Consider the following 24982-nt stretch of genomic DNA (forward strand, 5'->3'; position numbering starts at 1 on the left):
TACTCATCGCGTGGCGCCCAGCCGCTCACGCCACCAGTCCACCGTCGCCTTGACCTGCTCATCGACGGGGGTGGCTCGTACCGTGAACTCCGCTTCGTACGCGCTGGAGTCGACGACGAACGGACGGTCGAACTGATAACGGATCTCTTTCAGTTCCCGGATCAGGGGAGAGAAGACCGACGCGACGCCCAGCACGGCCGGCGACAGTCTGCGCACCGTGACCGGCCCCGTCTGCGACTGAGCGGCAAGGCGGTCGACCATCTCCCGGACGGACACTGCGGGCTCCGTCGGGACGTGCCAGGCCCGTCCCCAGGCCCGCTCCTCGCCCGCTGCCTCGGCCAAGGCCCTGGCCACATCGGGGAGATAGCTCCAGCTGTGCGGGGCGTCCGGGTCCCCGAGCGTGGAGACCGGCTTGCCGCGCAGCAGCCGTGGCATGACCCGTGCGGCCAGGTGCCCGCCGTCGGTCACGCCGGGCCCGAAGAAGTCCGAGGCCCGCACCTCGACCGCCTTGATACGACCCTGCTCGTGCAGGTTCCGCGCCTGCTCCCAGAGGGCGACGCGCACACGCCCCTTGGCGCCGGTCGCCGCGAGCGGCAGCTTCTCGGTCATGGGACCGTCCACCGGACCGTAGCCGTAGAGGTTGCCCAGCATGACCAGGACGGCCCCGGTGTCCTCGGCAGCCGCGCAGGCCGACGCGGCCAGCGGCGGCCATTGACTCGTCCAGTGATGGTAGGGCGGTGCGGCGCAGCTGAAGATCGCGGCCGCGCCCTGCGACGCCTCGATCAGTCGCCTGCTGTCCGTCGCGTCGAAGGCGACGTGCTCGATGCCGGGCTCCGGGCGCCGGCCCGATCTGGTGACGACCCGTACGGAGTGCCCCTGCTCGGCCAGCAGCCGGGCGGTGGCCGCCCCGGCAGGCCCGAATCCCATCACGACATAAAGACTCACCCGCGAACACTAGCGCGAGTGCGTGTTGCGCTCATGCCAGGCACCCGCTGTGCTCGACGGGCGCGGTGACCCCGGCCGCGACACGCCAGGTGCCGGGCGCAGCCGGAATTCGCCCGGCACGGCAAGGGCAGGTCTACGGTTGGCCACGTGCTGAGCCACGTGCAGAACGCCGAGGTCGAGGTATTGATCGTCGGCGGTGGGCCCGTCGGTCTCACCGCCCGGGCGCTGCTGGAACGCTGGGGCGTGCGGACGCTGCTCGTCGAGAAACACCGCGAGCTGTCGCCCTTCCCCCGGTCCCGGCTGGTCAACGCGCGCTCGATGGAGATCTTCCGCCAGCTCGGCCTCGCCGCCCAGATCACGGCCGCCGCGTTCGCACCGGAATTCGGGCGCGTCCGCTTCCGTGACACCCTGCACGACAGCGACTTCGCCAGCGCGGCGATGGTGGGGGTCAACGCGCCGATCCCCGAAAGCCCCGTGATCGGTGTGGTCACCTCGCAGGACCGACTGGAGCCCACGCTGCTCGCGGCAGCGGACGCGCAGATGCGGTTCGGGGTCGAACTCGTCGGCCTGGCCGAAGAACCCGAGAGCGTCGTCGCCTCGCTCGTCGACCGCCGAGGCGGTGAAGAGGTCTCGGTCCGGGCCCGATACGTGATCGCCGCCGACGGCGCGAACTCCACCGTCCGGCAACGGCTGGGCATCGCCACCGCCGGCCCCGGAGCGATGGCGGGCTTTACCACCGTCGTGTTCGACGCCGACCTCAGCCGCTGGTGCGCCCAGCAGCCCGCCGGGGTCTACTTCACCGCGCACGGATCCTTCGCCCCGCTCTACCCCGAAGGGGGCTGGGCCTGGGTCGGTCCCACGCCGGAAGACGCCGCAGGCGTCGACTGGTCCGACCTCGTCTCGCGCGCCCTCGGGCCCAGGACGGACGTACGAGCGGAGGTGGTACGGGTTCAGCACTGGGTGATGAATGCGTTCGTCGCCGAACGCTTCCACCACGGCCGGATCCTGCTGGCCGGCGACGCCGCGCACGCGATCCCCGTCTTCGGCGGCATGGGCATGAACGCGGGCATCGCCGACGTGCACAACCTGTGCTGGAAACTGGCAGGCGTGCTCAAAGGGTGGGCCGGATCAGCCATGCTGGAGACGTACGAAACGGAACGGCACCCCGTTGCCCAACTGACTCTCCGCCAAGCGGTGGCCAACACCCAGCTGGCGCTCCAGGTGCAGAGCCGGCGCCGCGAGCAGCTCCGAACCGGCGGAGCAGCGTCGGCCCCGACCGAACTGCCCTGGTCTGACCGGTACTTCGCCCAGCTCGGTCTCGTGTTCGGCGTCACCTACCACTCCGACGCCGTCCTGGCCGGCGGCAGTATCCCACCCGAGCAGTCCGACGCGGGCACGGACTACGTCCCCACCGCGGAGCCGGGCCACCGCATGCCACACCTCTGGCTCACACGTGACCGATCCACGCTCGACGCCTTCGGGGAATGGTTCACCCTGCTCACCCCGGACCCCACCACCTGGGAGCGACGAACGGCCGCACCATGGCCGCTGCGCGTCGAGACCCTCACCGCCGAGCACGCGGACCTCTGCAGCCTTCCCCCACGCGGAGCACTGCTCATTCGGCCCGACGGCCACGTGGGTGCCCGCTGGCACGACCGCCCGTCGAGCGACTCCGCCCTCCGCCACGCCCTCACCGCGATCACCGGCTCGGCACCCCCCTCGTAACTCCCCGGAACGGTCAGTGGACGACGCTGAAACTGCGCCACGGCAGGGTGCCGGGCGCGGTCACGTTCGAGGTGGACATCGGGACGTAGATTCCGGGGGCCTCGTCGGTCTTCTGGCACTCCGGTGTCCGGTACATGATGACGTCGAGCTCGGTGTTGTTCTCCACGTGCGATGCGCCGCGCGGAAGGCTGATCTTGTGGCAGCCCTGGACGGGGGTGTTCGTGTACGAGAGCACGACCGGGGAGTCGGCGGCGCGGAAGCTGAGTTCGCCCAGGGTGTTCTTGCCGGTCGAGCAGGCCGTGGCCGTGAGCAGCAGTGCCGCCCCGGTGATGACGCCGATATGCCGGAGGTGGGACATGGTTCGGTCCTCGTCTGTCCAGTGATGGCTGCCGTTGACCGCAGCATGGCGTGCCACGCGCCGGGAGGCATCCGTTGCGCATCCAGCGGGATGACGGCCGAAGGGGGGAGGGCGCCCCGCGCGGCCATGTGCGGCGGCAGGGGAGTACTGGAGCAGGCGGGATGCACGTGTGGACAGTGTGACTGTAAGTGACGAAAGTCGTCGGCTGCCCGCACCCCTGGACTGCCGATTGCGCCGAGCGGGTGCCGTGCGCGGTGTAACGGACCGGTGGCTTGCTGTCACAGCCCCAGGGTGATGGCCAGTCGGGTGAGCTCGGCGGTGCTGTGGACGTTGAGCTTGGCGCGGATGCGGCGGAGGTAGGCGTCGACGGTGTGCTTGGAGAGTCCCATGTGGCGGGCCGTCTGCAGGTAGGTGTGACCTGCGGCGATGTGTCGCAGGGCTTCCTGCTCGCGGGGAGCCAGCGCAGCTGCGGGGGCTTCGGTGTGCGGCGTCGAGAGTGTGAGGCTCATGGGATTTCCTCCGCCAAATCGGCTAGGTCATCGCTGCTCACGTCCTCGGAAGCAGGGGACTAAATGTCCCTTTTGTCTCTTGTTAAGAGCCTGACCGGCCGACTTCATGAAGGTGTCCGCCGACTGTCACAGGCGTGTGACAAGGCACGTCCGTACGGGTGCGCCGACGCGGTCAGTGGCGGTGTCGTCACGTGTGGGGCAGCGCCCTCTGCAGCTTTGCGTGCAGGTCCTTCGCGAGTTGCAATTCCGATGGGGGTTTGTCGGCGTAGAGGCGGCGCAGTTCGGTGGTGAAGGTCTGGGTGAAGGCGCCGTACAGCGGGGTACGGGGGCGCTGGACGGCGTTCTGCAGCGCGGGGAGAAGGGTGTCGCGCGCGTACGCGGGGCGGCCCTGCTTGTCCCGCGGCATGCGGTCGGTGCTCTCGGCGGACGAGGTTGGGGACGGGGACGGGGACGCGGTGGCAGACGGGGCGGCGGGTTTGTCCGTGGCGCACGTCAGGCCGTTGTCGTTGTACGCGGACAGCCTGGTCGCCGCGAACCCCTCGTCGAGCAGACAGCGCTCGCTGTCCCGGCCGGTGAGGAACCTGATCAGCGCCTTGGCCGCGGTGCCGCGCTTCGACGCCTTGGTCACGGCCAGGTTCTGGCCTCCCAGCACCGCTCTGCCGGGCAGCGGGGCCACCCCCAGCTGCTGGTCGTTCAGGGATTGGTGCAGGCTGCGGTAGGCGTACGGCCAGTGGCGCAGGAAGGCCGTTCGGCCGTCGGCGAAGTCGCCGAGGGATTCGGCCTCGGCGGAGCGGCTGGCATCTCCCAAGGTGTACGGAGCGTTGGTACGGTCGCGCAGCTCCTTCAGCCCTGCCTCCAGGTCCTGCACGGACCCGGTGTACTGTCCGGCCCCGTCGGTGAGGCGGAGGCCGTCGACGGCGGAGGCGAACGACTCGATGCCGTTGACAGTGAGGCCCTCGTACGGTGCGAGCTGGGTGGTCCACCCCTTCTCGTAGCCGGACTGCGCGCTCCGACCGGCGTCACCCATGGTGTCGATCAGCTGCTGGACCGTGGACCACTCCGTGCCCTTGCCGAGTTCGGTGTTCGTGACGCCCGCGTTCTTCAGGTAGTCGCGGCGGTAGAAGAGCAGCCCGACATCGCTGTTGAACGGGGCGGCGTACAGCTTCCCGCCCCAGCTGGCCGTGGCGGCGACGGACGGGATGACATCCGCGTCCACCAGGTCGTCGGGGAGCTGCTGGACCAGGCCCGCGTCCGCGAACTCCGGTACCCAGGTCACGTCGAGGTTGACCACGTCGTACTCCGCACTGCCGGACTGCAGCGCGCCCAGCAGCTGGCTGCGCTGCTGGTCCGCCGAGCCCGGCAGCTCGACCAGGCGGGCCCGGAAGCTGGAGCCGGTGTCCTCCTGCTGCCGGTTCCACTGCTCGATCAGCTTCTGCCGGACGCCGCCCTTGCCGGTGACGTCACGTCCGCTGGCCACCACGATGTCGCCCTCCGCGGCACCGTTGTCAGCCGGCTGGCCCGTGGCCTGTGATCCGCCGTCGCCGGCCCCGTCGCACGCTCCCAGCGTGAGGACCGCCACGAGGACCGCGGCCAGGGCGCGTGGGCACCGGCCGTACGTACCGCGCCGTCTGCTGCGGGGCGTCATTCGGTGCCTCCTGTTCCCGCTCGGGCGACCTCGTCGCGCAGCCCGGCCACCAGATCGGTCCGGGTGTCCAGGCAGCGCCCGCCGGTCGCCTCGGAGATGACGGCGTCCGGCTTGCCCTTGTCACAGCCGCCGCTGTCCAGGGATGCCATCACCACCGGAACCTTCCGGTCCCGTGCGTACGCGCGCAAGGCTTCGAGGTGTCCGCCCTCGGTCAGCCGGTTGTTGTCCTCGTCGTCGGTGATGAAGACGATCAGCCGCGGACGGTCGTCGTCGGCGCCGCGCTGCGCCATGTACTCCAGGGCCGAGGCCAGGGCCTGGTACGGATCCGCCTCCAGGTCCTTGACCTGGGCCCGTTGGTCGATGGCACGCTCGGCCTCCTCGCGCCGGTACCGGCCGAACGGCAGCAGCTCCTGGTGCGCGAGCGGGGCGCCGGGCGCGGCCGCGACGGCCCAGACGCCGTACTCGTCCTGGTTGCCCAGGCCGCCGAGCGACTGCTTGACGATGCCTGGCGCGCCGCCGGGCCCCTGCCACAGGTCGCCCATCGAGCCGGAACTGTCGAGCAGGAACAGCACCCGCCCGGGCCCGCTGGCCTCCCGGTACTCCTTCAGCGCCGTGGCCATCGCGGCCTGGCGGGCCGGGGCGGCAAGGCTACGGGGGTTGCCCAGGGCGCCGAATCCGCTGAAGGTGAGGTCGGGGGCGAGGGGGCGGTGTTCCCCCGCGGGGCTGCGGAAGCCGTCCTTGCCGAACTCGACCAGTCCGCCCCGGATCTCCTCCCCGGCCTTCCCCTTGCCGCCCGCCGCCGAGCCCTGACCCGTGCCGGTCAGCCAGGCGCGGAACCGCTCGACGGCGTCCTGCCGGGCCGCCTCGTCGCGGACGGCCTCCCGCCACCGCACCCGTACGAACGTGGGGTCCAGGCCCGGCGCGTCATCGGGATAGGCGGCCATCCGCCGGGCCCGCGTGGTGCTGTGGCAGCCCACGCCGGACTTCAGCAGGAACTCCGGCACCAGGGCCGCGGTGCGGTCGTCCACGGAGTCGTCGTCGGGCAGGACGCACAGTAGGTCCCCGCTGGTGGGCGAGGGCGGTCCGGGCTGCCTGACGCTGCGTTCGGCGGTGGCGGCAGCGCTCATCCCTCCCGTACCCCCGGCACCTCCCGCACCGTACAGGCCGATGGTCGCCACCAGGCCCGAGTCCGTGCGCTCCGGGTCCGGACGCCGTACCTCCGCCTTCGCGTCCCGCTTGCGCAGTGCATCCATCAGCGTCGCGAGCCCGCCGTTCCGGTCGGAGATCCCCTCCGCCGCGAGCTGCTGGGGCACGGCGAGCACGAGGGGCGAGTAGGCGAACGGGGCGGGGTCGACGAGCAGTTCCGCGTAGCTGCGCTGGTTTTGGGGCGGGAGGGCGCGGGTGGCGCTCGCCCGAGTCGCGGGAATCCAGATGTCCGGCTGGGGGCCGATGTCGCGCTGCGGATTGACGGCCTCGGTCGTGGGTCTCTGCCACGGGTCGGACTGGTCGTGGAACGCGGCGACGACCTCCGCGGCGCCGGCGCTGTACACGGTGATGCCATTGCGCCGGCAGCCGTCGTCGGCCCGGTTCGCTTCCGACACCAGGTACACCTCCGTCGCCTTGCGCACGGTGGACTCGAGGTCGGGGTCGGTGAGCAGCCGGAGTTCGAGCGGCGGCTTGCAGGGGCGCCCGTCGGCGAGGTATTCGGCGAGTAGGTACCCGGCGGGGAGGAGACCAGCGAGAACGATGAGCACCGCGGCGCTGACCGCCGCCACGCGGGTCCTGCCGGTGAGGCGTCGACGGTCGGTCCGGCCCGGCTCGTCGGCAGGGCGCGGGCGGCGACTTCCGGGAAACGGCCACAGCGGCCGGCGGCCCCATAACGGCATGCGTGTCACGCCCGCGTCGGCTGTCACGCCCGCGTCGGCCGTCACGGCTGCCTCGGCTGCCGCGCCCTGGAGCTGCGGGCCGTCGGCCCCGGAGCCCGCCTCGGCCTCCGGCCGGCCCCCGCCCTGCACGTCCGGCGCGTTCGCGTCGGCTGCGGAGCCCGCTGCGAGCAGCACGTCCGTGCCCGAACCGGCCGGGCGGCTCTGCGGCTCCCAGTTTTCTGGGGGCTCGCGCAGCGTCGTGTGATGCGTGGACATGTACGCCCACAGCCGCTCCGCCAGTTCCTTGAAACCCACGGGAGCCACGGGATCCCCGGGTCCGTCGTCGACGCGCAGGAGGCGTATCAGCTGCGCCGTGAAGGGAGTCGGGGTGGCGTCGTCCCCCGCGTCGATCCGGTTGTTGGCCTGCACGCTCATCAACAGCGAGATCCGCTGCCGCTGGGAGGTGTCGAGCGCGTCCCAAGCCGCCGAAGCATTGCCCGCGTAGCAGCAGTCGAGCACGACGACCACGTGTTCCGCGTTGGTGTGGGTCAGCACGGTCAGGACGCTCTTCCAGGGCACGGCGCCTCGGAACACCGACTGTGTGCCCGCCTCGATCGTTGCCGCGCCCATCAGGAGCCACAGTTCGTCACCGGTGCTGGGCACGGCGCCGTGTCCGGAGAAGTAGAGCAGGAGCAGGCCCTCGGCCTCGTCGACGGCCTCGTCCAGTCGGCGGTCGAATTCGTGCACGTTGCGCGGCCGGAAGACTCCGATCTCCTCCTCGCCGAACATCCCGCCCTCGCGCAGCGCAGCCGCGAGGCCGACGAGATTGTGCTCGACCGCCTCAAGGTTGCCGGATACTCCGAAGGGGTGACCGGGCTGCGTGAACTCGTACGCGGGTACGCCGACGAGCAGTGCCCGGTTCACCCGCCCGCGCGGGTCGAAGCGCGCCACCGGACTACCTCGCGTCGCCGTCCGGCAGGACCTCGACCTCCGGGGGTTCGCCCCGCTCCACGGAGCGGCGGTTCTCCCGCCACGCCTGGACCCCGCTCTTCGCCTGCTTGTACACGTCGTCGAAGAGCGTGGGGCCGACGATGCCGACCAGGACCAGCAGGATCTCCAGCCCGGCCCCCATCGGGCTGCCGGGCTGCTCCTCGGCCCCTGCACGCTCCCTGATCTCCAGGGCGCCGCTGCTTCTGAGCGCCTCCAGCTTGTGCTCCCGTTCGAGCCACGCCTTCAGGGCCCCGACATCGCTCGCGCTCGCATCCTGCCCCAGGCGTATGCGGACAGCCCTGTTCGCCAAACCTTCCCCCTCGGTCATAACTCAACATCATGGCACGCGTTTTGGGGGCGTGGGGAGACATCGGTCCAGTACGGATCCGCGCCCGCGCGCGCCGGGGCTTGGCCAGGAACAACGGCGCCGGGGCGGCAGGTCGTGACGGTTGGCGCACACACGTGCACGAGTGACGCAGGAGATCGTCGAGTGTCGCAGCCGGGAAGCCGTCGAGCAGTCGGTACGTGCCTCGCTCAACTTTGCCACCTATGACTCCGCCGGCTCTCAGGTCGCTTATGCGCGTGCGTCACCGATCGGGCCACCTTCGCATGGCTGTGTGACGTGTATGTGGCTCCTGCACATCGCGGGAAAGGCCTCCGTACCTGGATGGCCGGCGCTGTTCGCGACCACCTGGCCCCTTACAACCTCAAGCGCGTCCTGCTTTCCACCCTCGACGCCCATGAGGTCTATTCGAAGGTCGGGTTCGTTCCCTTCCCGAATCCCGAAAGACTGATGATCCTGGATCCGGCGCAATGAGTCGATTGAAGGAATGGTCGCCCCACGCAGCAGATGCCGGAGAGGCTGTGGGCCTCTCCGGCATCTGCTGCGTGGGGCGGCTCGCCGGGACGGGATCCCGGGGGCTGCGGGGCTGTCAGTGCCCTCACTTACCGAGCTTCGCCTTCAGGTCCTGCTTGATCTGGTTCTTGATGACCTGCTTGTTGACCTTGCTCACGGTGCCGCCCTTGCCGGTGCCGTCGCCGCCGACGGACGTGGCGTCGCCCAGGTTGGTGGCGTCGGCGCTGGCGTTGCCGCCGGTGGCGCTGCCGGTGGTGATCACGCACTTGCCCTTGCAGTTGCCGACGCCGGAGTTCGCGGCGCCACCGGTGGCCGTACCACCGACCGTGGTGTTCTCGGCGTTGGAGTCACCGCCGGTACCGATGCCGTCGGCGCTGTCGTCGCTGTGGGCGAGGGAGACAACCTGCTGCGGGGCGGCGGCCGGGGCGGCCATCGCGGTCGCCGGCAGGGCGATACCGCCACCCACCAGCGCCAGGGAAGCTCCGGCCAGAACGATACGACGGGTCGAGAAACGCTCGAACATGATAATTCTCCATTCGGTGTAAAAAAGAGGGGTGAATACCGTCCCGCAGAAAAGGCCGGGGGTAATTGTTTCGGCCCTTGTTCTCCGGGGGTTCCCGGTGAGGGCGTACTTCAAATAAACCCTGCGAGGGGACGGCTGTCACACCACTTGAATACGTGGCTTGACGTCCGGAATCAATTTTGGTAAAAGCCGCCTTCATTCGGGACGGGGTCCACGGCGACGATCGGGCAGGCGCCGAGACCGATGCCCCCGACGGCCCGGGCCGGCCAGCCCCTGAAGTACGGCAGGGCCCCGCTCGCGCGTCTTGGCCCTTCTGCGCCTTCGGGCCCCGTCCGAGCCATCCCTCGCCCGTACCGGGCGCCGGCGCGCCCCGTACGGATCACACCGGGAAGCCGACGCCCGCTGCTCATGATCGGCCGTCCTCGGCCTTGTCGCGGGGGGGCGCTGGTGGCGGTTCCCGCCCCGGCCTCAGTTCCCGATGGACGGCGCGGTACCCGCCCGCGACGGCGGGGTGGGCTGCGGGGAGCCCTGCAGGGCCAGCGCGGTGAGCACGACCAGCGAGTCCGTCCAGCCCAGGGGCGCGACCGAGGACGGCAGCCCGGCGCCGTTCACGGTTTCGGGAAGCTCACCCAGCCCGTTCCGCTTCGACAGAACCCAGTCCAGCACCCTGCCCGCCCTCTCCTGCTCGCCCGTCCCCGACCACGCGAGCGCGAAGAAGGAGGTACTGGCCGTCCAGGCGTACGATCCCCAGCTGAAATCGGGGTCGTCGCCCGGCGAGACACCGCCGTTGGGCAGCAGCAGCGCCCGGTAGGTGGAGTCCAGTGCTCCGCCGAGGCCGGGCGGGGCGGCGTTGAACGGGGGCGCCATGAACGCCACCGCACTGTCCCGGCCGTGCTTGCCGTCGACGGTCCGCTGGTAACCCAGCGGGGCGAAGGCGTCGGCGATACCGGCGGACAGCCGCCGGGCCGCGTCCCCCCAGCGCTCCGCGTCCTCGCCCATGCCCAGCCGGGCGGCCAGGTCCGCCGAGGCGTTGAGCCCGGCCAGCAGCGGAGCGGCGGTACCGATGTTGGTGGTCGCGGTGTCCAGCTCCCAGTAGTCCGGGGACGCCGGGGGCAGCCCGTCCGGCCCCAGGGACTGCGCCGCGTAGTCGGCGGCCTTCCGTACCATCGGGTACAGCGCGCGCAGTCGTTCGTCCCGCCCGTCCGGCGGCGCCGCCCGGTACCACTGCCAGGTGGCCCAGGGCACCCAGCCGTTGCCGTCCAGCTGCCACTTCCGAGCGTCGGGCGGTCCGCTGCCGTCCAGCTTGGTACGCGCCTCCCAGGTCCCGTCGGCCCGCTGGGTACGCGCGTCGTAGCCCAGGATCCGGTACGCCTCCTCGTCGTGCCCGGTGGCGGCGAAGGCGACGGCGGCGAAAGCACCGTCCCGGGGCCAGGAGTACTGCCAGGCCGGCGACCATCCCGCGGCGAACGCGCCGCCCGGCTTCAGCAGCGCCCGCATCGACAGCAGGGCGCGCTGCGCACCAGCCCGCTGCGCGGCGGTGGTCCCCGGCACCTGGCCCGCGGCCAGCCAGGCGCGGCTCTCGTCGACCTGCGCGAGGGCGCCCGGGTCGTCCGCCGCGACCACGGTGGACGCGGAGGCTCCGTCCGGCAGGTACCGCCACCGGCCGGACGGCAGACGCAGCACGTTGCTGCCGTCCACATAGGAGGCGCCTACGGCGAAGGAGGGCAGCACGGCCTCGGTGGTCACCCGGTTGGTCAGCAGTCCCGAGGTACGGGCGGCCAGCGCCGAGGTGGGCACGTAGCAGGGCTCCGTCTCCCCGCAGCGCGCGCTCCCGGTGGGATTCACGTGGAAGGCCAGCCGGGAGGCGTCGGCGTGCCAGCCGCCCCAGTACGTCCTGTCGTAGTTCCAGCTGGTCAGCGAGCCGGGTACGGACTGCCGCGTGCCGTACCAGGCGATGGGCTTGCTCTCCGCCGTGGTCGCCTGGACGAACAGGTAATACGTGGCGTCCGCGGTGACGGCGGCGCTGACAGGGAATTCGACCCAGCCCGCGCCGGCCCCGCCCAGGTCGGCGAGGTCCAGCGTCTTCGACGCGATCACCGACCCGGCGTCGGTGCGGACCCGGCGGACCTGGGCGGTCACGGTTCCGGTCGCGGCACCACTGCCCAGGTAGACACTGACCCGGGAAAGCTGGGTGCCGGAAACGGTGAAGGCCTGGGCCGCCGCGTTGTTGGTGGACTTCACGCTGAACAGGGCGGTTTCGCGGTCGGTCTGCCCGTCGTAGGGCACGACTGCTGCCGCGTTGGGGTCGGGGAGCACTGCGGGAACGCCCGTCAGTGTCAAGGAGAGCAGGGCGGGCAGCAGGGTCCTCGCGATCGCCATCTGTTACAGGCCCTTCCGTCGCTCGACGGGCGCGCCGGGCGAAGGGTGCCGGGACGCCGAAAGCTGGACCCACCATGCACGCATCCGGACCTGGAGATGGGGGAGTCGGGACGTGTCCCACCGGATGGGGTCGTAACGACATCCGATCGTGTGACAGAAACAGCGGCAGGGGTAGCGGCCCGAGCCAGAGTTGGAGCGAGGGCCGGAGGCAGCGGCGCGACCGGTCAACGGACTTCGTCCCGTTCCGCTGACCCGCGCGGAGGTGTCAGGGAAAGGTGGGCGGCTCGGCGGCCAAGGCCTTCTCGTGACCGTCCAGCCACTGGGCCAGCTCCACGCAGCTCACCTTCCCGTGGTCGGGATAGTCGACCCGGTAGCCGCTGTCGTCATTGCCCGGCAGGCCCGTCTCCACGCACCGGGCGGCGTAGGGCAGGGTGAAGGCGATGCCCTTGGCGTTCGTGCGCACCGACGGGCTCGGGTGACTGCCGAGAATGACGGCAGCCGACGCAGCACGGGCGGCGAGGTCGTCATTGCCTTGCCGCAGACCGGCGATGACGGCCGGATCCCGTCTGGACTGCTCGTCGAGCCGCTCGAACCGCTGCATCAGGAACCGGACTCGGTTCGATGCCTGGATCAACTCCCCGTAGCGGGTGATCTGTTCATTGGTGCGGGCGGTGGCCTGCTGGCCCGCGATCTGGGCTTTCGCGGCTTCGATCGTGCTGCGCGCCTGAGCCCGGCCGGTCTCCAGCACGCTGTCGGCCTGGAGGTAGCCGGCGATGACGGTGCCGATGACGGCCGCCAGGCCTACGTATGACGGTGCGTGCCGTTGTACGTGCTCACCGAAGCTCGCCATTCTCCGATCCTGTCAGCCGCCCGAACCCATCCGTCCGAAGTGGCCTGATCGCTGCGGATTCCTGGCCGAATCGAACGTGCAGCTGGCCGACGCCCACTCAGACCGGAGATCAACAGGTTCGCTCGTATTCGACCTGGGCGAGGGGGTTGCCGTCGCCGAAGTCGAAGACCCGTGCGGCGCCGGATTCGGTGAAGCCGCACTTGGTATAGAAGCGGCGGGATCGCGGGGTGTCACGCAACGTCCACAAATGCACCCGGGCGAATCCCTCATCGCGGAGGCGGAGCAGCGTCCCGGTCATCAACGCGGGGGCGACACCGCTGCCCCAGCTGTCCGGGTGACTGTAGAAGCTACTGATCTCCGCGGCACCCGGCCTGGTCGGAGACGGCAGAAAGACGGACAGCGCCACGGGGCGGCCATCGAGGACGGCAAGCAGGATCGTCCCGGCCCCTTCGCTGATTCGCGCGTGCCATCGGTTACGCCTGCTGAGCACTCCACGGGCGGCGAACTCCGGCTCGAAGAAGGGGGCGTAGGCCGCCTCCCAGGCGGTGGCATGGATCTCACCGAGCACGTCACCGTCATCCGGACCAGCGTCACGAACCTCAATCATCCGATCATGCTACCGAGCGGGTCGGACGGCCGCTCGTGCGCTTCGAACCCCGTCATGCCCTGCCGGTCGGGGGGAGGGCGCGCAGGAGGTCCCACAGTGGGCGCGATCCGCCGGCCCATTCGGCGAGGAGGTGGCGGTCGACAAGGTGCAGTCGTTGGGACTTGGCGAACTGGGCCGCGTTGTCGGTGATCCGGCCGTTGGTGAGCATGACCAGGACGTCGCCGTGGTGGACCTGCCTGCCCGTGCCGTTGAGGACGTGGAGGTCGGGGGTGCCGACAGGCTTCCCCGACCAGCCGTCCTTCCGGTGCTTGCACTGGATGACCCACCGGCGCCCGTACGGGTCGGTGGCCTTGACGTCGGCGCCGTTGTCGCCGCGTCCGCCGACCTGTCGCGCGTCCGCGCAGCCGTCGCGGCGCATCAGGTCCCGCACCGCGAACTCGAACTCCCGATGATGCAGACCATCGAGCTGTCCGAGCACGTAGCGCAGGCCGCTCGCCCGTACCTGGTCCCACCGGGCGGCCTCCGTGCGGCGCCACGCCCACGCGGCGAAGACCGCGGCTGCCGCCAGCAGTACGGCGGCCACGGTCCAGGGGCGGGCGGACAGCCACCGCAGCGCGGCCGTCGCCAGGCTGAACAGAACCGCGACCGCGAGAGCGGCGAGGACCACCTGCTCCAGGCGTTGTTCCTTCCGCTGCCGTCGCCGCCGGGGCCGCCGGAGCCGCGTAGGCCGCCGACCGGAACGCCGGACAGGACGACGCCCGCTCACCTGATGCTCCCCGGGCAGGGATGGGCAGCGTGTTGCGAGGCCGCGGCGCACCACCCGGCCGGAAGAGGGAGACGGTATGTGATGGTCACTGGCCGGCCTGGGAGACGCCGCCGACGAGCTGGCCAAGGAAGTCGGCGATGCCCTGACCGACCTCGGTGGGAGCGAGGACGATCCCCAGCGCCAGAACGATGATCACGGTCATCTTCTCGTCGAACCGGGTCCGGGCCTGTGTGCGCCGACGCAGCCGCAGAACGACGATGACCACCAGCAGTACTGCCACGTTGATCGTCAACAAGCGCCCAGTCCCCCCGCCAGAACCCCCGCGGGGCAGCGGACGACAGCCCCTCGTTCCTGTGTAGCCCGAGGCCGGCGGCGCTGTGGCCAGATCGCTGGTGATTGGCGGCAACGCGACGCGCTGGCCGGATTCCGCGGGGCCGCGTGTTCGAAGACGTCCTCGGGCTCAACGCCGTCGGCCGGTACCACCATGCGCCAGGCCGAGCGTGCGCCGTTGTGCGCCCCGTCATGCCGCCGGGCGGTGCACCGACGCCGTTGTGGCAAGGGAGGACCGGGACGACCATTGCTGACGTTCGTCACCACACCCGGGGCCCGTCCAGGTACGCGGATCGCCCGGGGCGTACCGGATTCGCCATGGGTCGGGACCCGTGTTCGCCGCGGTGAACAGCCCGGCGCTGTGTTGTCAGAGCCCGAGAGGAACGGACTGCCGTGATGGACCCCCATGCCCTTCGCCGCCCCCTCGCCGACCCGCCAAAGACGGTTGACGCAGAGGGCGATGTCTACCTCATCTCCTTTCCCGCGTGTGGCCGGACCTGGCTGCGCCTGCTGATGGCCAAGGCCATCTCGGCAACTCACGGGATACCGATGGAAGTCTGCCGGGACCTGGAGCTGACCGATTTCAGCAACGCCGACTCGACGATTCCCCGCATCGTCTTCTGGCACGACGACCGAGTCGCCTGGCGGACACCGGCCGAACTCTCCTGGGACAAGGACTTCTACCGTGACCGCAAGGTCGTGTTCCTGCTCCGTGACATCCGGGACACGGCCGTCTCGCACTACTTCAAGCGGACGCGCGGGAAGGGAAATCCCTACACGGCCGGGCTGGGGGACTTCCTGACCGAGGAAGAGGGAAGCGTGCACACCTGCCTGGCGTGGTGGAACATCTGGCACGCCCGGCAGGACGTTCCCGCCTCGTTCCTGCTCACTTCGTACGAGGCCCTGACCGCCGATACCGCCGGGGAGCTCGCGCGCGTACTCAACTTCTGCGGCCTGCTCCCTGCCACTGACGAAACCCTGCGCAACGCGGTTCATTTCGCGAACTTCAAGGCCATGCGCGCCATGGAGATTTCCGACGCTCTACGTACCCAGCGGCTGCGACCGGGCTTGCCCGGGGATCCTGAGTCCTACAAGACCCGCAGGGGCGTCATCGGCGGGTTCCACGACTACCTCACCGCGGGGCAGATCTCGTACGTGAATGACGCCGTACGACATCGCCTCGCGCCGGAGTGGCACGAGGCGGCTCTCGCAGCGGACTCGGCGAGCTCCGGCCGCCCCTGAGCCGGGCCTTTCACCCGGGTCGAAGATCCGGCCGCCGAATCCCACCCGGCGGTCACCTACAGCGCGGAGTCGTCGAGCAGTTCACGCTTGACGGTCTCGAAGTCGGCCAGCGCCCGCGGGTCCCGGCGGTAGTAATCGGTCCAGAAGCCCGGGCGCTGCCACAGTGCGGGTGCCAGACTCAGGCCGCGGTTGTCCAGCACGAGGGCCCAGCACGCCGGCATGCCGGCATCGAGCACGTCGAAGTCGGCGACGTCCCAGAACAGTCCGGGCTCCTCGGAGTCCTCGCCCAACACGCGGATCTGTACCTCGCTGTCGGCGAGGACCTCGATCTCCAACACGGTGTAGATGCCGCCAACCCGGATTCCGTCGTACTCCGCAACGGGGAGATCGGCCTGCGGGTGGACGATCTTGGTGCATCGAACTCTCATGCGGTGAGTCTTGCAGAGGCGCCCGCCCCGCCCGCCGTCAGTCGTTCAGCAGCCGCCACGCGGTGAGGGCGAGCCTGGCCCGTGTCAGTCCGGTGGGTTCGGTGAGCTCGATGTCCAGGGTCTTCGCGATCTGTTCGAGTCGCCGGGCGATGCTGCTGTGGTGCAGGTGGAGGAGGTCTGCGGCCCGGCGCAGAGAGCCGGTGGCGCAGTAGGTGTCCAGCGTTTCCAGGTCTTCCGGGCTGTCGGCGATCCGGGCGATGGCGGCCACGTCGGCGTTGCGGCGCGCGGTGTCCTGGGGCACCTCGGCCAGGAGCGACAGCGCGCCCAGGTCGGCATAGCGCATCACGGGTTCGCGCGGGGTCGTGAAGCGGAGCGCGGTGCGGGCTTCCCGCCAGGATCGGTCGGGGCTGTCGGCGGCGCTGATCCCAGCGCGTACGCCTGCCGGAAAACGGTCTGCGGCGATGGTGGTGGCCAGGATGACGCCCACGTCCGCGAGCAGCGCCGCCTTCACCGGGCGGGCCGGGCAGAGGAGGCCGCAGATCCGGTCGAGCGCAAGCTGCGACCGCACGGCGACCACGTGGACCGGCAGGTCGGCGGCGAAACCCAAGAGTCGTAGCGCCCGTGCTCTGGCCGTCTCGTCGCTGTCGGGGCTGATCGCCAGTTCGACGAGGGCGGGGTCGGCCATGGTGGTGCGGGCCGGGCCGTACCGCTCGGCGACGGCCGCGGCGGCGATGGCGAGCCGGTCGAGGAGCACGTCGTCGAGCGGGCTCGGTGGGCCGGGGCGTTCCAGCCACGCCGTGCCGATCTCCTCCTCGTCGAGGGTGATCGGCGCGGTGGTGGAAGCGGGTGACGGCGTGTCGGACGCCTGCCTGCCGTCGGGCGAGATGCGGATCGCCCGCCCCGTGCCGTGGAGCCGGATCCCGGCCACGCACTCGGCCAGGCCCGCCGAGGCCCTTGCGAGCGCCGGGAGATCCACCCGTCGGCGCATCAGCGTGTCGTAGAAGGCGACGATGCGCATCGCGCCGTCGACATACGGATCCAGTCCCGACAGCCGTACGGCCAGTGCTTCCATGGCGGAAGGATAGAAGGACAAGCGTGCGCCGATCGGTGCGTGATCGGAGCGGTATGCGCGACGGATGGCGGATGACCCCTGGGTGACGGACCGTGAGGATGGTCGTCATGGATCCCGAACTCGAAGCCTTCATCCCGTTCCTCCCGCACTTGGACCTGAACGACCCGGTCACCTCGCGCAAGGAGTTCGCCGCGCGTGCCGCCGCCGCGCCGGCGCCGGACACCTCGAACATGGCGGTCGAGGACCGTACGGTGTCCGCTGATCCGGACGTGGCGGTGCGGGTCTATCGACCGCGCCGCCACGCGCAAGGCGCCGTCGTCTGGCTGCACGGTGGCGGCGGAGTCTTCGGTGACCTGGACACCGAACATCCCTGGGCCGCCCGGGTGGCGGACCTCTCCGGGGCGGTGGTGATCTCGGTGGGCTACCGCCTGGCGCCCGAGCACCGGTTCCCGGCCGCCCTGGACGACACGTACGCGGTACTGACCTGGGCGGCCGAGCACGCCGTCGAACTCGGCATCGACCCGGCGCGGATAGCGGTCGGCGGTCACAGCGCCGGTGCGAACCTCGCGGCCGCGGTGGCCTTGCGGGCACGTGACGAGCAGGGGCCCGCGATCCGCTTCCAACTGCTCAACCAGCCCGGACTGGACGACCGGCAGGAGACGTGGTCGGCGCGGAACTTCACCGACACGCCCTGGTTCGATCGCGGCAAGCTCACCGCGGCGTGGCGGCACTACCTGGGCTCCCGGCCCGCCACACCGTACGCAGCCCCCGCGCGGGCCACCGACCTGTCCGGCCTGCCACCGGCCTACATCGCCACCGCGGAGTTCTGTCCGAACCGCGACGAGGGCATCGCGTACGCGGTGCGCCTGATGCAGGCGGGCGTGTCGGTCGAGCTCCATCAGTGGCCCGGCACCTTCCACGGATCCCAGGCGATCCTCTCGGCCGACGTCTCGCAGCGCCAGATCGCCGAACTCGGCGCCGCCCTGCGTCGCGCGCTGGCCGAGTGAGCCATGGACGCCGAACGGCACGGGGGAGTTCCCCCATTGCACTCATTGATCACGAAAGGACGCACGTCATGAATATGCGAATGGTGTTGTGCGCGAGCGCGGCCGCGCTGATCGCTTGTACCGGCACGGTGGCGGCAGCTCCCTCGCCCGACGGGAGGAGTGCGGTGCCGGCCGACGGCAACACCCCGCTGAAGTCCGCCATGGACGGTGTACACCGCGCGGGGGTGCCGGGGGTGTACGCCGAGGTGCGTGATGCCGGCCGGACATGGAGCGGCGCTTCCGGGGTCGCCGATGTCAGGACCGGCCGGCCCGTCACGCCCGACATGCGGCACCGCGTCGGCAGCGTCACCAAGACCTTCACCGCCGCCGCAGTCATGCAGCAGGTCGAGCAGGGCCGGATCCGCCTCGACGCGCCGATCGGCGGCTATCTGCCGCGACTGGTGCCGGGAGAGCGCGGCAAGAAGATCACGGTTCGGATGCTGCTCAACCACACCAGCGGCATCCCCGACTACATCCCCTACGCGTTCCCGTCGCTCCAGGGGTTCCCTTCTCGGCCGGACGTCTCGGCCAAGAGCCTGGACGACAACCGGTTCCGGCAGTTCCGCCCGGCCGAGCTGATCGAGATGGGGCTCGCGGCGCCTCCCGTCGGCGAGCCCGGAGGCCCTGAAGGGGTGTACTCCAACACCAACTACCTGCTCCTCGGCCAACTCCTCGAGCAGGTGACCGGTACCACGGCCGAGGAGTACATCACCCGGAACGTCATAGAGCGTGCCGGGCTCCGGCACACCGGCTTTCCGACCGGGCCGCGCATCGAGGGACCGCACTCGCGGATGTACGAGGCCCTGTACGGCCTGATCGACGCGCCGCGCGACTACAGCGTCTACAACATGTCCTGGACGGGGACAGGTGCCGCTCTGGTGTCGACCATGGAGGACCTCAACCGCTTCTACGGCAAGCTGCTCGACGGCAAGATCGTCAACCGGTCGTCTCTGGCGCAGATGCAGCGCACGCTGCCGGTCCGCGCCCTGGACGGATCGACGATCGAGTACGGCCTCGGTCTGCACAAGGTCACCGTCCAGGGCTGCGGGACCTTCTGGGGCCACGACGGCACGGTCTGGGGAGCCGGAACGATGTCCCTGACCCGGGCCGACGGCAAGCGCCAGATGTCCGTGGCGATCAACCTCCAGAGGTGGAACACGCGGGACTCCTCGGGAATGCCGCAGCACCACGCCATCGACGACGCGCTGTTGGCGCTGTACCGGCAGGCGATGTGCGACAGCGGAAGTCCGGCCGGGACCGAGACCGCCTCGCAGGTCTCGGCGTTCGTCCCGTAATACCGGGTCAGGACCCGGGGCGCCGCGCCCTGGCGGGGCGTCCGTCCCTCTGCCGACGGAGCAGGGAGTACGTCAGATGGCCGGGTCGTCCTCGGCGTTGAGATGAGCGGTGGGCGGGGAGGCCGGAGACTCGTCGCGATTCCATCGCGGGGAGGCGCACGTGGCCGGGAGCGCAATCAGTGCCCAGATGGCCACATGCCGAGGGCAAGTACGCCACGACGAGTGGTACGACCACCACTGCCAGGCACTTCGCCAGGCCGAACGGGACCCGGGGCGTGACGGGGCGGCTGGTGACGAGGCAGCGGACCCGGCGGACACTGCCGAACGAGGCGATGAAGGCGACCATCGTCGCCCAGACACCGATCAGCGTGAGCCCTACGAACATGGTGGCCTCGTCCGGCAGCCCGGGAGCTTCTCGCTGACCCCGTCGTGGCTGACAGACACCTGGACGTCCCGCCAGGTGGTGACCTCCACCTCGTCGCCAGGCTTGATCAGTTGCGACAGTTCACCGTTCACAGCGAGGTGTACGGGCCGGTCGGCGGGAGCCAAAACAGGGGTCAGCAACCGCACGCTAAAACGTCCGCCTGCACGCTGGCGCTCTTGGCGCTCTTGGCGCTCTTGGCGGAGAGGACCGTGCCACGGATCGTGCGCAGACAATCTGCCGTCCCCTTCGCCGCCTCCTCGCCGGCGCACCTTGCGTCCAGGAATGCCGTCCCCTCGGCGATCCGCCCGGTGACCGGAATGCTCATCGCAGCCGAGGCCGCGGGCAACACCAGTCCCAGCAGCGCCCAGGCCACCGCACGAATCCGCTCCTGCCCACCAGACTTGTTTCGAGTGGGGCGTGGCATCACCATCCGATGCGCAATCAACGAGACCATCGACCCATGCCGAGGCTCGCCGCCCGAAACTGCCGACGATCTTGTCCGCCACCAGTCCGTCCTCTGCGCGTCCGGCGGGACTACTCCAGATGAGTAGACACGACACTTCCCGCCCGCTCGCCCCGCAGACCCAACATGTGGTCGTCGGTGAGGCCCGCTGGCCCATGGCCCTTGCCGTTGTGACTGTGATCGCACTGACCCTGCTGCTGCCCGACGACCTGATCCTGGCGCAACGCTGGGTGCTCCCTGTCATCGAGGGGATGCTTCTTCTGGCGCTGATCGCAGGCGATCCCGGCCGGATCGACCGCCGCTCCACCGCCCTGCGCGCCGCCTCGATCGCGCTGGTCGGCGTCTTGGCGTGCAGTGCCGTGTGGTCGACGATCCGGCTCGTCGACGATCTCATCCACGGCGGGAAGGAGACCAGCTCCGCCGACAGCCTGCTGCAGGCGGGCGGGACCGTCTGGACCATCACCGTTCTCGCTTTCTCCCTGCTGTATTTCGAGCTCGACAGCGGCGGGGCCGCAGCCCGTGCCCACCACATGCCGCGCACCCCCCAGCTCGCCTTCCCCCAGCACCTCAGCCCCGAGGTGAGCGCCCCGCACTGGCGGCCGCGCTACATCGACTACCTCTACCTCGCGCTCACCAACGCCACCGCCTTCAGCCCCACCGACGTCATGCCCTTGGCGCCCTGGGCCAAGATCGCCATGAGCATCCAGGCCCTGGTCTCGCTGCTCGTCCTCGGCCTCGTCATCGCCCGCGCCGTGAACGTCCTCGTCTAGCCGATGAACACGCCCTGCCTGGTGGATCTCGGCCCGATCCGATGCGCGATCAACCGCCTGAACCGTCCTGGTCGCGCCCATCAACGAGTGGCTGTGACGAGCACATTCAGTCGGTGAGGGGGTCTTCGAGAACTTGAACGAGCACCCGGGTCTGGAGGTGTCGTCGGCGGGAATGGCCAGGCCGAGGCCACCGCTTCTGCCCAGACGGACTGGCACGGGGCGATGTCGACGGCTTCCGGGAGCGTGTCGAGGGCCCGCTCGACCTGATCGCCGAAGACGCTGGGGTGGCAGCCCCGGAAGTGGGATTGGCGACCGGCGCCCGCTGTCGGTACACGCCCTAGCTGACGTCGATCACGTCATCACAAGCCGTCGACTCCGGGATCGGGGTGCGGGAGTCGACGGCCCTCACCCACGCCTCCTCCTGGGAGACGGCGCCGGGCCCGCCGATCTTGTCGGCGCCCCACACCCACATCCCGCCCTCCTCGACGCTCTTCCCGATCGCCACCGTGTATCGCTGCCCCGGCTCCAGCACCTGGATCTGCGGCTCGTACGTCGTGAACGATCCGTCGGCCTGCCGCCGGGCGGCCTGTGCGAGCGTGACCACGGCGGGCGGCTCCCCTTTCAGCCTCCGGTCCACCGTGAACTTCGACAGGATCACCCCACCCTGATCGTCCCCGCGCCCCGGCCCGTTCGCCTTGTACCCGACGCGTTCGGTCACCGTACCGATGGCTACCTGATGGGCGAAGGTGGCGACGTACTCGGGCCGGGACAGGTCCGGGGAGCACAGGGCGTGGACCGTGGTCGGCTTGCCCGACCAATAGGCGTACGCCGACGCCGCAGCCGCGCACAGAGCGGCGACGGACACCACGGCAGCGGTGGTCTTGCGGTTCATCCTCAGCCCCAGAGCTTCTTGTAGTTGTCCTTGTCGACCGGTTGCGGTCCGGTGATCGCCGGGTCGTCGCGCACCTTCGTCCACATGAGTGATGCGATGGCGTCCGACTTGTGGCACAGCCCCAGGGCGTGACCGAGTTCGTGAGCGCCCACAGCGCGCTGGAAGTCCCGTGAATGACCGGTCATCTTCTTCCGGTTGAAGCGGATGACGTCGGTCGCCCCGATCCGGTCGTCCCACACGTACTGCGCCACGGCGTCACCGGTGCCGCTGTCGACGTCCCTGAACGCGAGGTCGTTGACGGTGGTGGCACCGTCCGCCAAGATCTTGATCTTGCGCCCGGAGTAGGACCAGCTGGAGATCGCCCACTTACGGGAGTCGTCGTAGGCGGTCTCGTCCGTCCACCTGATCTCCCCCTCGTCCACGGCGCTCTTGTGACGTGCCTCGGTCTCGCCGTTGATGCACGGGGCCGCCGCGCGTGCGGAAGAGGCCATCGCGGGGTGCGGTACGGCCAGGAAGACGACGGCGGCGGTAGCCGCGGCGAGCCCTGACGGGCGGACACGGGGATGGGTCATGGCGCGGCATCGTAGCGCCGGTGGTGATCACTCCGAGCGACGCCGCTCGTGTGGGTGATCAGATCGGCGGCGAGGTGTTCGGCAGTCGTCCGTGTGTCCCGAACCGATGGGGGCGGCACCAGCTCCGGGGGCAGGTTGCCCTCTCGTCGGCCGCGTGGGTGTAGTGGCCGATCGGGTCCGGCTTGCTGGTCATGGCGGGAACCTCGCTTCTCGGATACGGCGGTGAGGGCTGGGAGAGTGCTGGCTGAGGCGGCGTCAGCCGGCCTGCTCGGCCCGGGTCTTGAGGGCTGCGAGCCAGGCGGTCAGGGAGTCGTGGAGCGCCTGGCCGAGCACCGTGGCGTCGGCGTCGACGGGGGCGCCGCTCCAGGACTCCTCGGTGCGGACGGTGACCTGGCCGGCGGTCTGCTCGAAGGTCCAGACGTGGACGCCCTCGATGCCGGCTGCGGGGCCGCCCCAGACCACGCGCTCGCCGGGGACGATCTCGCGGATGGTGGAAGTGATGTCCAGGCCGTGGGTCTTCCACCGGAAGGAACTTCCGGGCAGCAGCGGGCCGTCGAGCTCGGCCTGGTCGACGTCCGCGTTCCAACTCGCCCAGGAGTCGATGTCGGTGTGCAGCGCCCAGACGCGCTCCAGCGGGGCGTCGATCGCGATGGACAGGCGGACGATGACGGGGGCGGTCTCGTCGATGGTGAACATGGTGTGTGTCGTCCTCTCGGTGGATCTGGCGATGGGTAAGTGGGTGTGGATGGCGGGCGGCGCGTCGGTGGCGGCGGTCGGGTTTTCCTCACACACGCAGCTGTGTGGTTAATTACTCACACGTGACGCCTAAAGAATGGCGGGGCTTTCGCCCCGCCGGCAGGCCCGGCTGCGCGGGTGTGGCGGGTGTCAGTAGTGCCTGATGCCCGCCGCCAGCGTCCGGGTCCAGGGTGCGTCCACCTCGTCGGCGCCCATGGAGACGATGAGGTGGCACAGCATGCCGCGCGCGAAGAACTCCTGGACCTGTTCCTCGGTCCCGCCGGAGGCGCCGCGAACGTACTCCACCAGCCGGGCGTAGCCCTGGCGGACCGCCTCGCGTACGGCCTGCTCGGAGACGGCCGCCGCCTGGGCGTGGAGCTGGATCAACATCAGGTCGTTGTTGCTGATCAGGCGGGCGTAGGCCTCCCCCATGGTGCCCAGGACCACCTCCGGCGAACTGCCCGTCGCGTCGGCCGCGGCCTGCTCCAGGCCGGCCCGCACCTGTACGAAGCAGTGCTCGACCACTGCCGTGAAGAGCAGTTCCTTGTTCGGGAACAGGCGGTAGACGTACGCCTGGGAGATGCCGGCCGCCTTGGCCACCTCGGTCGTGGTGGTACCCCAGTAGCCGCGGGCGGCGAAGGCGCCGATGGCGGTGCGCAGCACCGTTTCGCGGCGCTCCTCGGCGGTGGACAGCTGGCGGGGGCGTTCGGTCTTCATGTGAGTACTCAACCACTCACACTTTTGAGTGTCAACCCACCCATGCGGCAAGACGCCATCCTCGCCGGCCGGCCTGCCCCGGCGGATGTGCCCGACGGTCGGGTGCTGTGGGATCGCGAGCCGGGGACGCTGACCCGGCGTCGGGCTGCACCGCCAACTCCGTCTCCGCAAGCCCCAAGTGAACCGGCGTGCACAGCGGAGTTCTGCGGCGGCAGCCCGACGACGCAGCACCGGACGAACGACGGCACCGGTCTCCGGGACCAATCTGTCAGGAGTTCTCTAACCGCCGGCCGGGAGGCGCGGCTCGCGCCGCATGGCCCACAGCACCGGCCCGCCTCCCGGCAGTCGCACCTCTTCGCGCACGGTGAAGCCGAAGTGCTCGTAGAAGGGGAGGTTGGACGGTTTGGAGGACTCCAGGTAGACGGGCATCCCCGCCGCGTCGGCCTTGGCCAGCCCCGAGCGCAGCAGGGCAGCCCCGTGTCCCTGGCCCCGGGCGGCCGGGTCGGCGCCGATGACCGCCAGGTACCAGTGAGGTTCCGTCGGGCCGTGCTCGGCCGCCGCCATGACGGCATCGCGGAACAGCGGCGCCCGGTCGCCGAGGATGCTCTGGAGCTCCTCGATGGTCTCCGCGTCGGGAACGGCCTTCGCCTGCCCCTCCGGCGGCACCCAGAAGGCGGTCGCTGCGTCGGTGCGCTCGCACACGCCGTGGCGGGCGTACTGCCGGGTGAAGAGTGCCGTGAAGTAACGGCCCAGCCCCGCCTCGCGAGTGGAGTCATCGGGGAAGAACCAGCGCATCATCGGGTCATCGTCGAAGGCGAAGGCCAGGGTGCGGCTGACGAGTTGAGCGTCGGCGACCGTTGCCTTCGTCACGGTGTTCGTTATCGGCATATAGATCATTCTGCACCCTTGATGATCTTCGAGGTCCGGCGGGTGTACACTCGCGGCGAGTGAGCGGCACAAGGGGAGCGCGGGACCGTG

The 24982-nt window shown here is 70.2% G+C and carries 25 protein-coding genes and 1 pseudogene; 6 read left to right on the forward strand and 20 right to left on the reverse strand.

The annotated features are described in order from the left end of the window. Window positions 1-3: 3 nt before the first annotated feature. On the reverse strand, window positions 4-945 hold the full coding sequence (locus ACFYOB_RS27150; RefSeq protein WP_388563711.1) for an NAD-dependent epimerase/dehydratase family protein: 942 nt from the start codon (window positions 943-945) through the stop codon (window positions 4-6). Window positions 946-1092: 147 nt separating this feature from the next. Between ACFYOB_RS27150 and ACFYOB_RS27155 the strand changes: the two genes are divergently transcribed. Continuing rightward, on the forward strand, window positions 1093-2670 hold the full coding sequence (locus tag ACFYOB_RS27155) for an FAD-dependent monooxygenase (protein ID WP_388563713.1): 1578 nt from the start codon (window positions 1093-1095) through the stop codon (window positions 2668-2670). 13 nt (window positions 2671-2683) lie between these two features. On the opposite strand, the gene ACFYOB_RS27160 is transcribed toward ACFYOB_RS27155, so the two are convergent. The 5 genes from ACFYOB_RS27160 to ACFYOB_RS27180 form a co-directional block, all read right to left on the reverse strand. Continuing rightward, complete coding sequence (locus ACFYOB_RS27160; RefSeq protein WP_388563715.1) at window positions 2684-3028, reverse strand: hypothetical protein; 345 nt, start codon at window positions 3026-3028, stop codon at window positions 2684-2686. A 278-nt stretch (window positions 3029-3306) separates the two neighbouring features. Then, window positions 3307-3537, reverse strand: coding sequence for a response regulator transcription factor (locus tag ACFYOB_RS27165; RefSeq protein WP_388563717.1), 231 nt, complete (start codon window positions 3535-3537; stop codon window positions 3307-3309). Window positions 3538-3724: 187 nt separating this feature from the next. Beyond that, the gene (locus ACFYOB_RS27170; RefSeq protein WP_388563719.1) at window positions 3725-5182 is read right to left on the reverse strand and encodes an extracellular solute-binding protein; all 1458 of its coding nucleotides are present in this window, start codon (window positions 5180-5182) and stop codon (window positions 3725-3727) included. Then, window positions 5179-7998, reverse strand: a complete 2820-nt coding sequence (locus tag ACFYOB_RS27175; protein WP_388563721.1) for a caspase family protein — start codon at window positions 7996-7998, stop codon at window positions 5179-5181. The genes ACFYOB_RS27170 and ACFYOB_RS27175 overlap by 4 nt, the downstream gene beginning before the upstream one ends. 4 nt (window positions 7999-8002) lie before the next feature. Next, window positions 8003-8347: a hypothetical protein gene (locus ACFYOB_RS27180; protein WP_388563723.1), complete on the reverse strand. Its 345-nt coding sequence runs from the start codon at window positions 8345-8347 to the stop codon at window positions 8003-8005. Between the two features lie 184 nt (window positions 8348-8531). On the opposite strand from ACFYOB_RS27180, the pseudogene ACFYOB_RS27185 reads away from it, so the two are divergent. After that, a pseudogene (locus ACFYOB_RS27185) lies at window positions 8532-8854 on the forward strand (GNAT family N-acetyltransferase); the annotation flags it as partial. 124 nt (window positions 8855-8978) lie between these two features. Here ACFYOB_RS27185 and ACFYOB_RS27190 read toward each other — a convergent pair. The 6 genes from ACFYOB_RS27190 to ACFYOB_RS27215 all read right to left on the reverse strand — a co-directional run bounded on the left by ACFYOB_RS27190 (window position 8979) and on the right by ACFYOB_RS27215 (window position 14313). Further along, window positions 8979-9416 carry a hypothetical protein gene (locus ACFYOB_RS27190; protein WP_388563725.1) on the reverse strand — a complete coding sequence of 146 codons (438 nt, stop codon included), beginning with the start codon at window positions 9414-9416 and terminating at the stop codon, window positions 8979-8981. Window positions 9417-9884: 468 nt separating this feature from the next. Continuing rightward, a complete protein-coding gene (locus tag ACFYOB_RS27195; protein ID WP_388563727.1) occupies window positions 9885-11795 on the reverse strand; it encodes a hypothetical protein in 1911 nt (636 codons plus the stop codon). Between the two features lie 265 nt (window positions 11796-12060). After that, complete coding sequence (locus tag ACFYOB_RS27200) at window positions 12061-12645, reverse strand: hypothetical protein (protein WP_388563729.1); 585 nt, start codon at window positions 12643-12645, stop codon at window positions 12061-12063. 109 nt (window positions 12646-12754) lie between these two features. Next, entirely contained in the window at window positions 12755-13252 is a 498-nt protein-coding gene (locus ACFYOB_RS27205) for a GNAT family N-acetyltransferase (RefSeq protein WP_388563731.1), read from the reverse strand. Window positions 13253-13304: 52 nt separating this feature from the next. Then, on the reverse strand, window positions 13305-13919 hold the full coding sequence (locus tag ACFYOB_RS27210; protein ID WP_388563733.1) for a restriction endonuclease: 615 nt from the start codon (window positions 13917-13919) through the stop codon (window positions 13305-13307). Window positions 13920-14103: 184 nt separating this feature from the next. Then, a complete protein-coding gene (locus tag ACFYOB_RS27215; protein WP_388563735.1) occupies window positions 14104-14313 on the reverse strand; it encodes a hypothetical protein in 210 nt (69 codons plus the stop codon). Between the two features lie 431 nt (window positions 14314-14744). Between ACFYOB_RS27215 and ACFYOB_RS27220 the strand changes: the two genes are divergently transcribed. After that, window positions 14745-15590 carry a sulfotransferase domain-containing protein gene (locus ACFYOB_RS27220; RefSeq protein ID WP_388563869.1) on the forward strand — a complete coding sequence of 282 codons (846 nt, stop codon included), beginning with the start codon at window positions 14745-14747 and terminating at the stop codon, window positions 15588-15590. A 56-nt stretch (window positions 15591-15646) separates the two neighbouring features. On the opposite strand, the gene ACFYOB_RS27225 is transcribed toward ACFYOB_RS27220, so the two are convergent. Together ACFYOB_RS27225 and ACFYOB_RS27230 are read right to left on the reverse strand one after the other, a co-directional pair. Beyond that, window positions 15647-16018, reverse strand: coding sequence for a hypothetical protein (locus tag ACFYOB_RS27225; RefSeq protein WP_388563737.1), 372 nt, complete (start codon window positions 16016-16018; stop codon window positions 15647-15649). Between the two features lie 37 nt (window positions 16019-16055). Then, window positions 16056-17090: a PucR family transcriptional regulator gene (locus ACFYOB_RS27230; protein WP_388563739.1), complete on the reverse strand. Its 1035-nt coding sequence runs from the start codon at window positions 17088-17090 to the stop codon at window positions 16056-16058. A gap of 107 nt (window positions 17091-17197) precedes the next feature. Between ACFYOB_RS27230 and ACFYOB_RS27235 the strand changes: the two genes are divergently transcribed. Further along, a complete protein-coding gene (locus ACFYOB_RS27235) occupies window positions 17198-18097 on the forward strand; it encodes an alpha/beta hydrolase (RefSeq protein ID WP_388563741.1) in 900 nt (299 codons plus the stop codon). Window positions 18098-18297: 200 nt separating this feature from the next. Next, window positions 18298-19431 (forward strand): serine hydrolase domain-containing protein, encoded by a 1134-nt coding sequence (locus tag ACFYOB_RS27240; RefSeq protein ID WP_388563871.1) that lies wholly within the window; start codon window positions 18298-18300, stop codon window positions 19429-19431. Window positions 19432-19988: 557 nt separating this feature from the next. On the opposite strand, the gene ACFYOB_RS27245 is transcribed toward ACFYOB_RS27240, so the two are convergent. Then, a complete protein-coding gene (locus tag ACFYOB_RS27245; protein WP_388563743.1) occupies window positions 19989-20309 on the reverse strand; it encodes a hypothetical protein in 321 nt (106 codons plus the stop codon). Window positions 20310-20398: 89 nt separating this feature from the next. Between ACFYOB_RS27245 and ACFYOB_RS27250 the strand changes: the two genes are divergently transcribed. After that, window positions 20399-21088: a hypothetical protein gene (locus ACFYOB_RS27250; RefSeq protein ID WP_388563745.1), complete on the forward strand. Its 690-nt coding sequence runs from the start codon at window positions 20399-20401 to the stop codon at window positions 21086-21088. Window positions 21089-21425: 337 nt separating this feature from the next. Here the strand turns inward: ACFYOB_RS27250 and ACFYOB_RS27255 are convergent, their stop codons facing one another. From ACFYOB_RS27255 to ACFYOB_RS27275, 5 genes are all read right to left on the reverse strand, one after another. Further along, the gene (locus ACFYOB_RS27255; RefSeq protein WP_388563747.1) at window positions 21426-21980 is read right to left on the reverse strand and encodes a hypothetical protein; all 555 of its coding nucleotides are present in this window, start codon (window positions 21978-21980) and stop codon (window positions 21426-21428) included. 2 nt (window positions 21981-21982) lie between these two features. Continuing rightward, window positions 21983-22552, reverse strand: coding sequence for a matrixin family metalloprotease (locus tag ACFYOB_RS27260; protein ID WP_388563749.1), 570 nt, complete (start codon window positions 22550-22552; stop codon window positions 21983-21985). Between the two features lie 255 nt (window positions 22553-22807). Continuing rightward, window positions 22808-23248: an SRPBCC family protein gene (locus ACFYOB_RS27265; protein WP_388563751.1), complete on the reverse strand. Its 441-nt coding sequence runs from the start codon at window positions 23246-23248 to the stop codon at window positions 22808-22810. 189 nt (window positions 23249-23437) lie between these two features. Next, window positions 23438-24004: a TetR/AcrR family transcriptional regulator gene (locus ACFYOB_RS27270; RefSeq protein ID WP_388563753.1), complete on the reverse strand. Its 567-nt coding sequence runs from the start codon at window positions 24002-24004 to the stop codon at window positions 23438-23440. 279 nt (window positions 24005-24283) lie between these two features. Further along, window positions 24284-24901 (reverse strand): GNAT family N-acetyltransferase, encoded by a 618-nt coding sequence (locus ACFYOB_RS27275; RefSeq protein ID WP_388563755.1) that lies wholly within the window; start codon window positions 24899-24901, stop codon window positions 24284-24286. Window positions 24902-24982: the final 81 nt, after the last annotated feature.

Origin of the sequence: Streptomyces sp. NPDC006463 (genome assembly GCF_042870715.1) — a bacterium.
Taxonomy (GTDB): domain Bacteria; phylum Actinomycetota; class Actinomycetes; order Streptomycetales; family Streptomycetaceae; genus Streptomyces.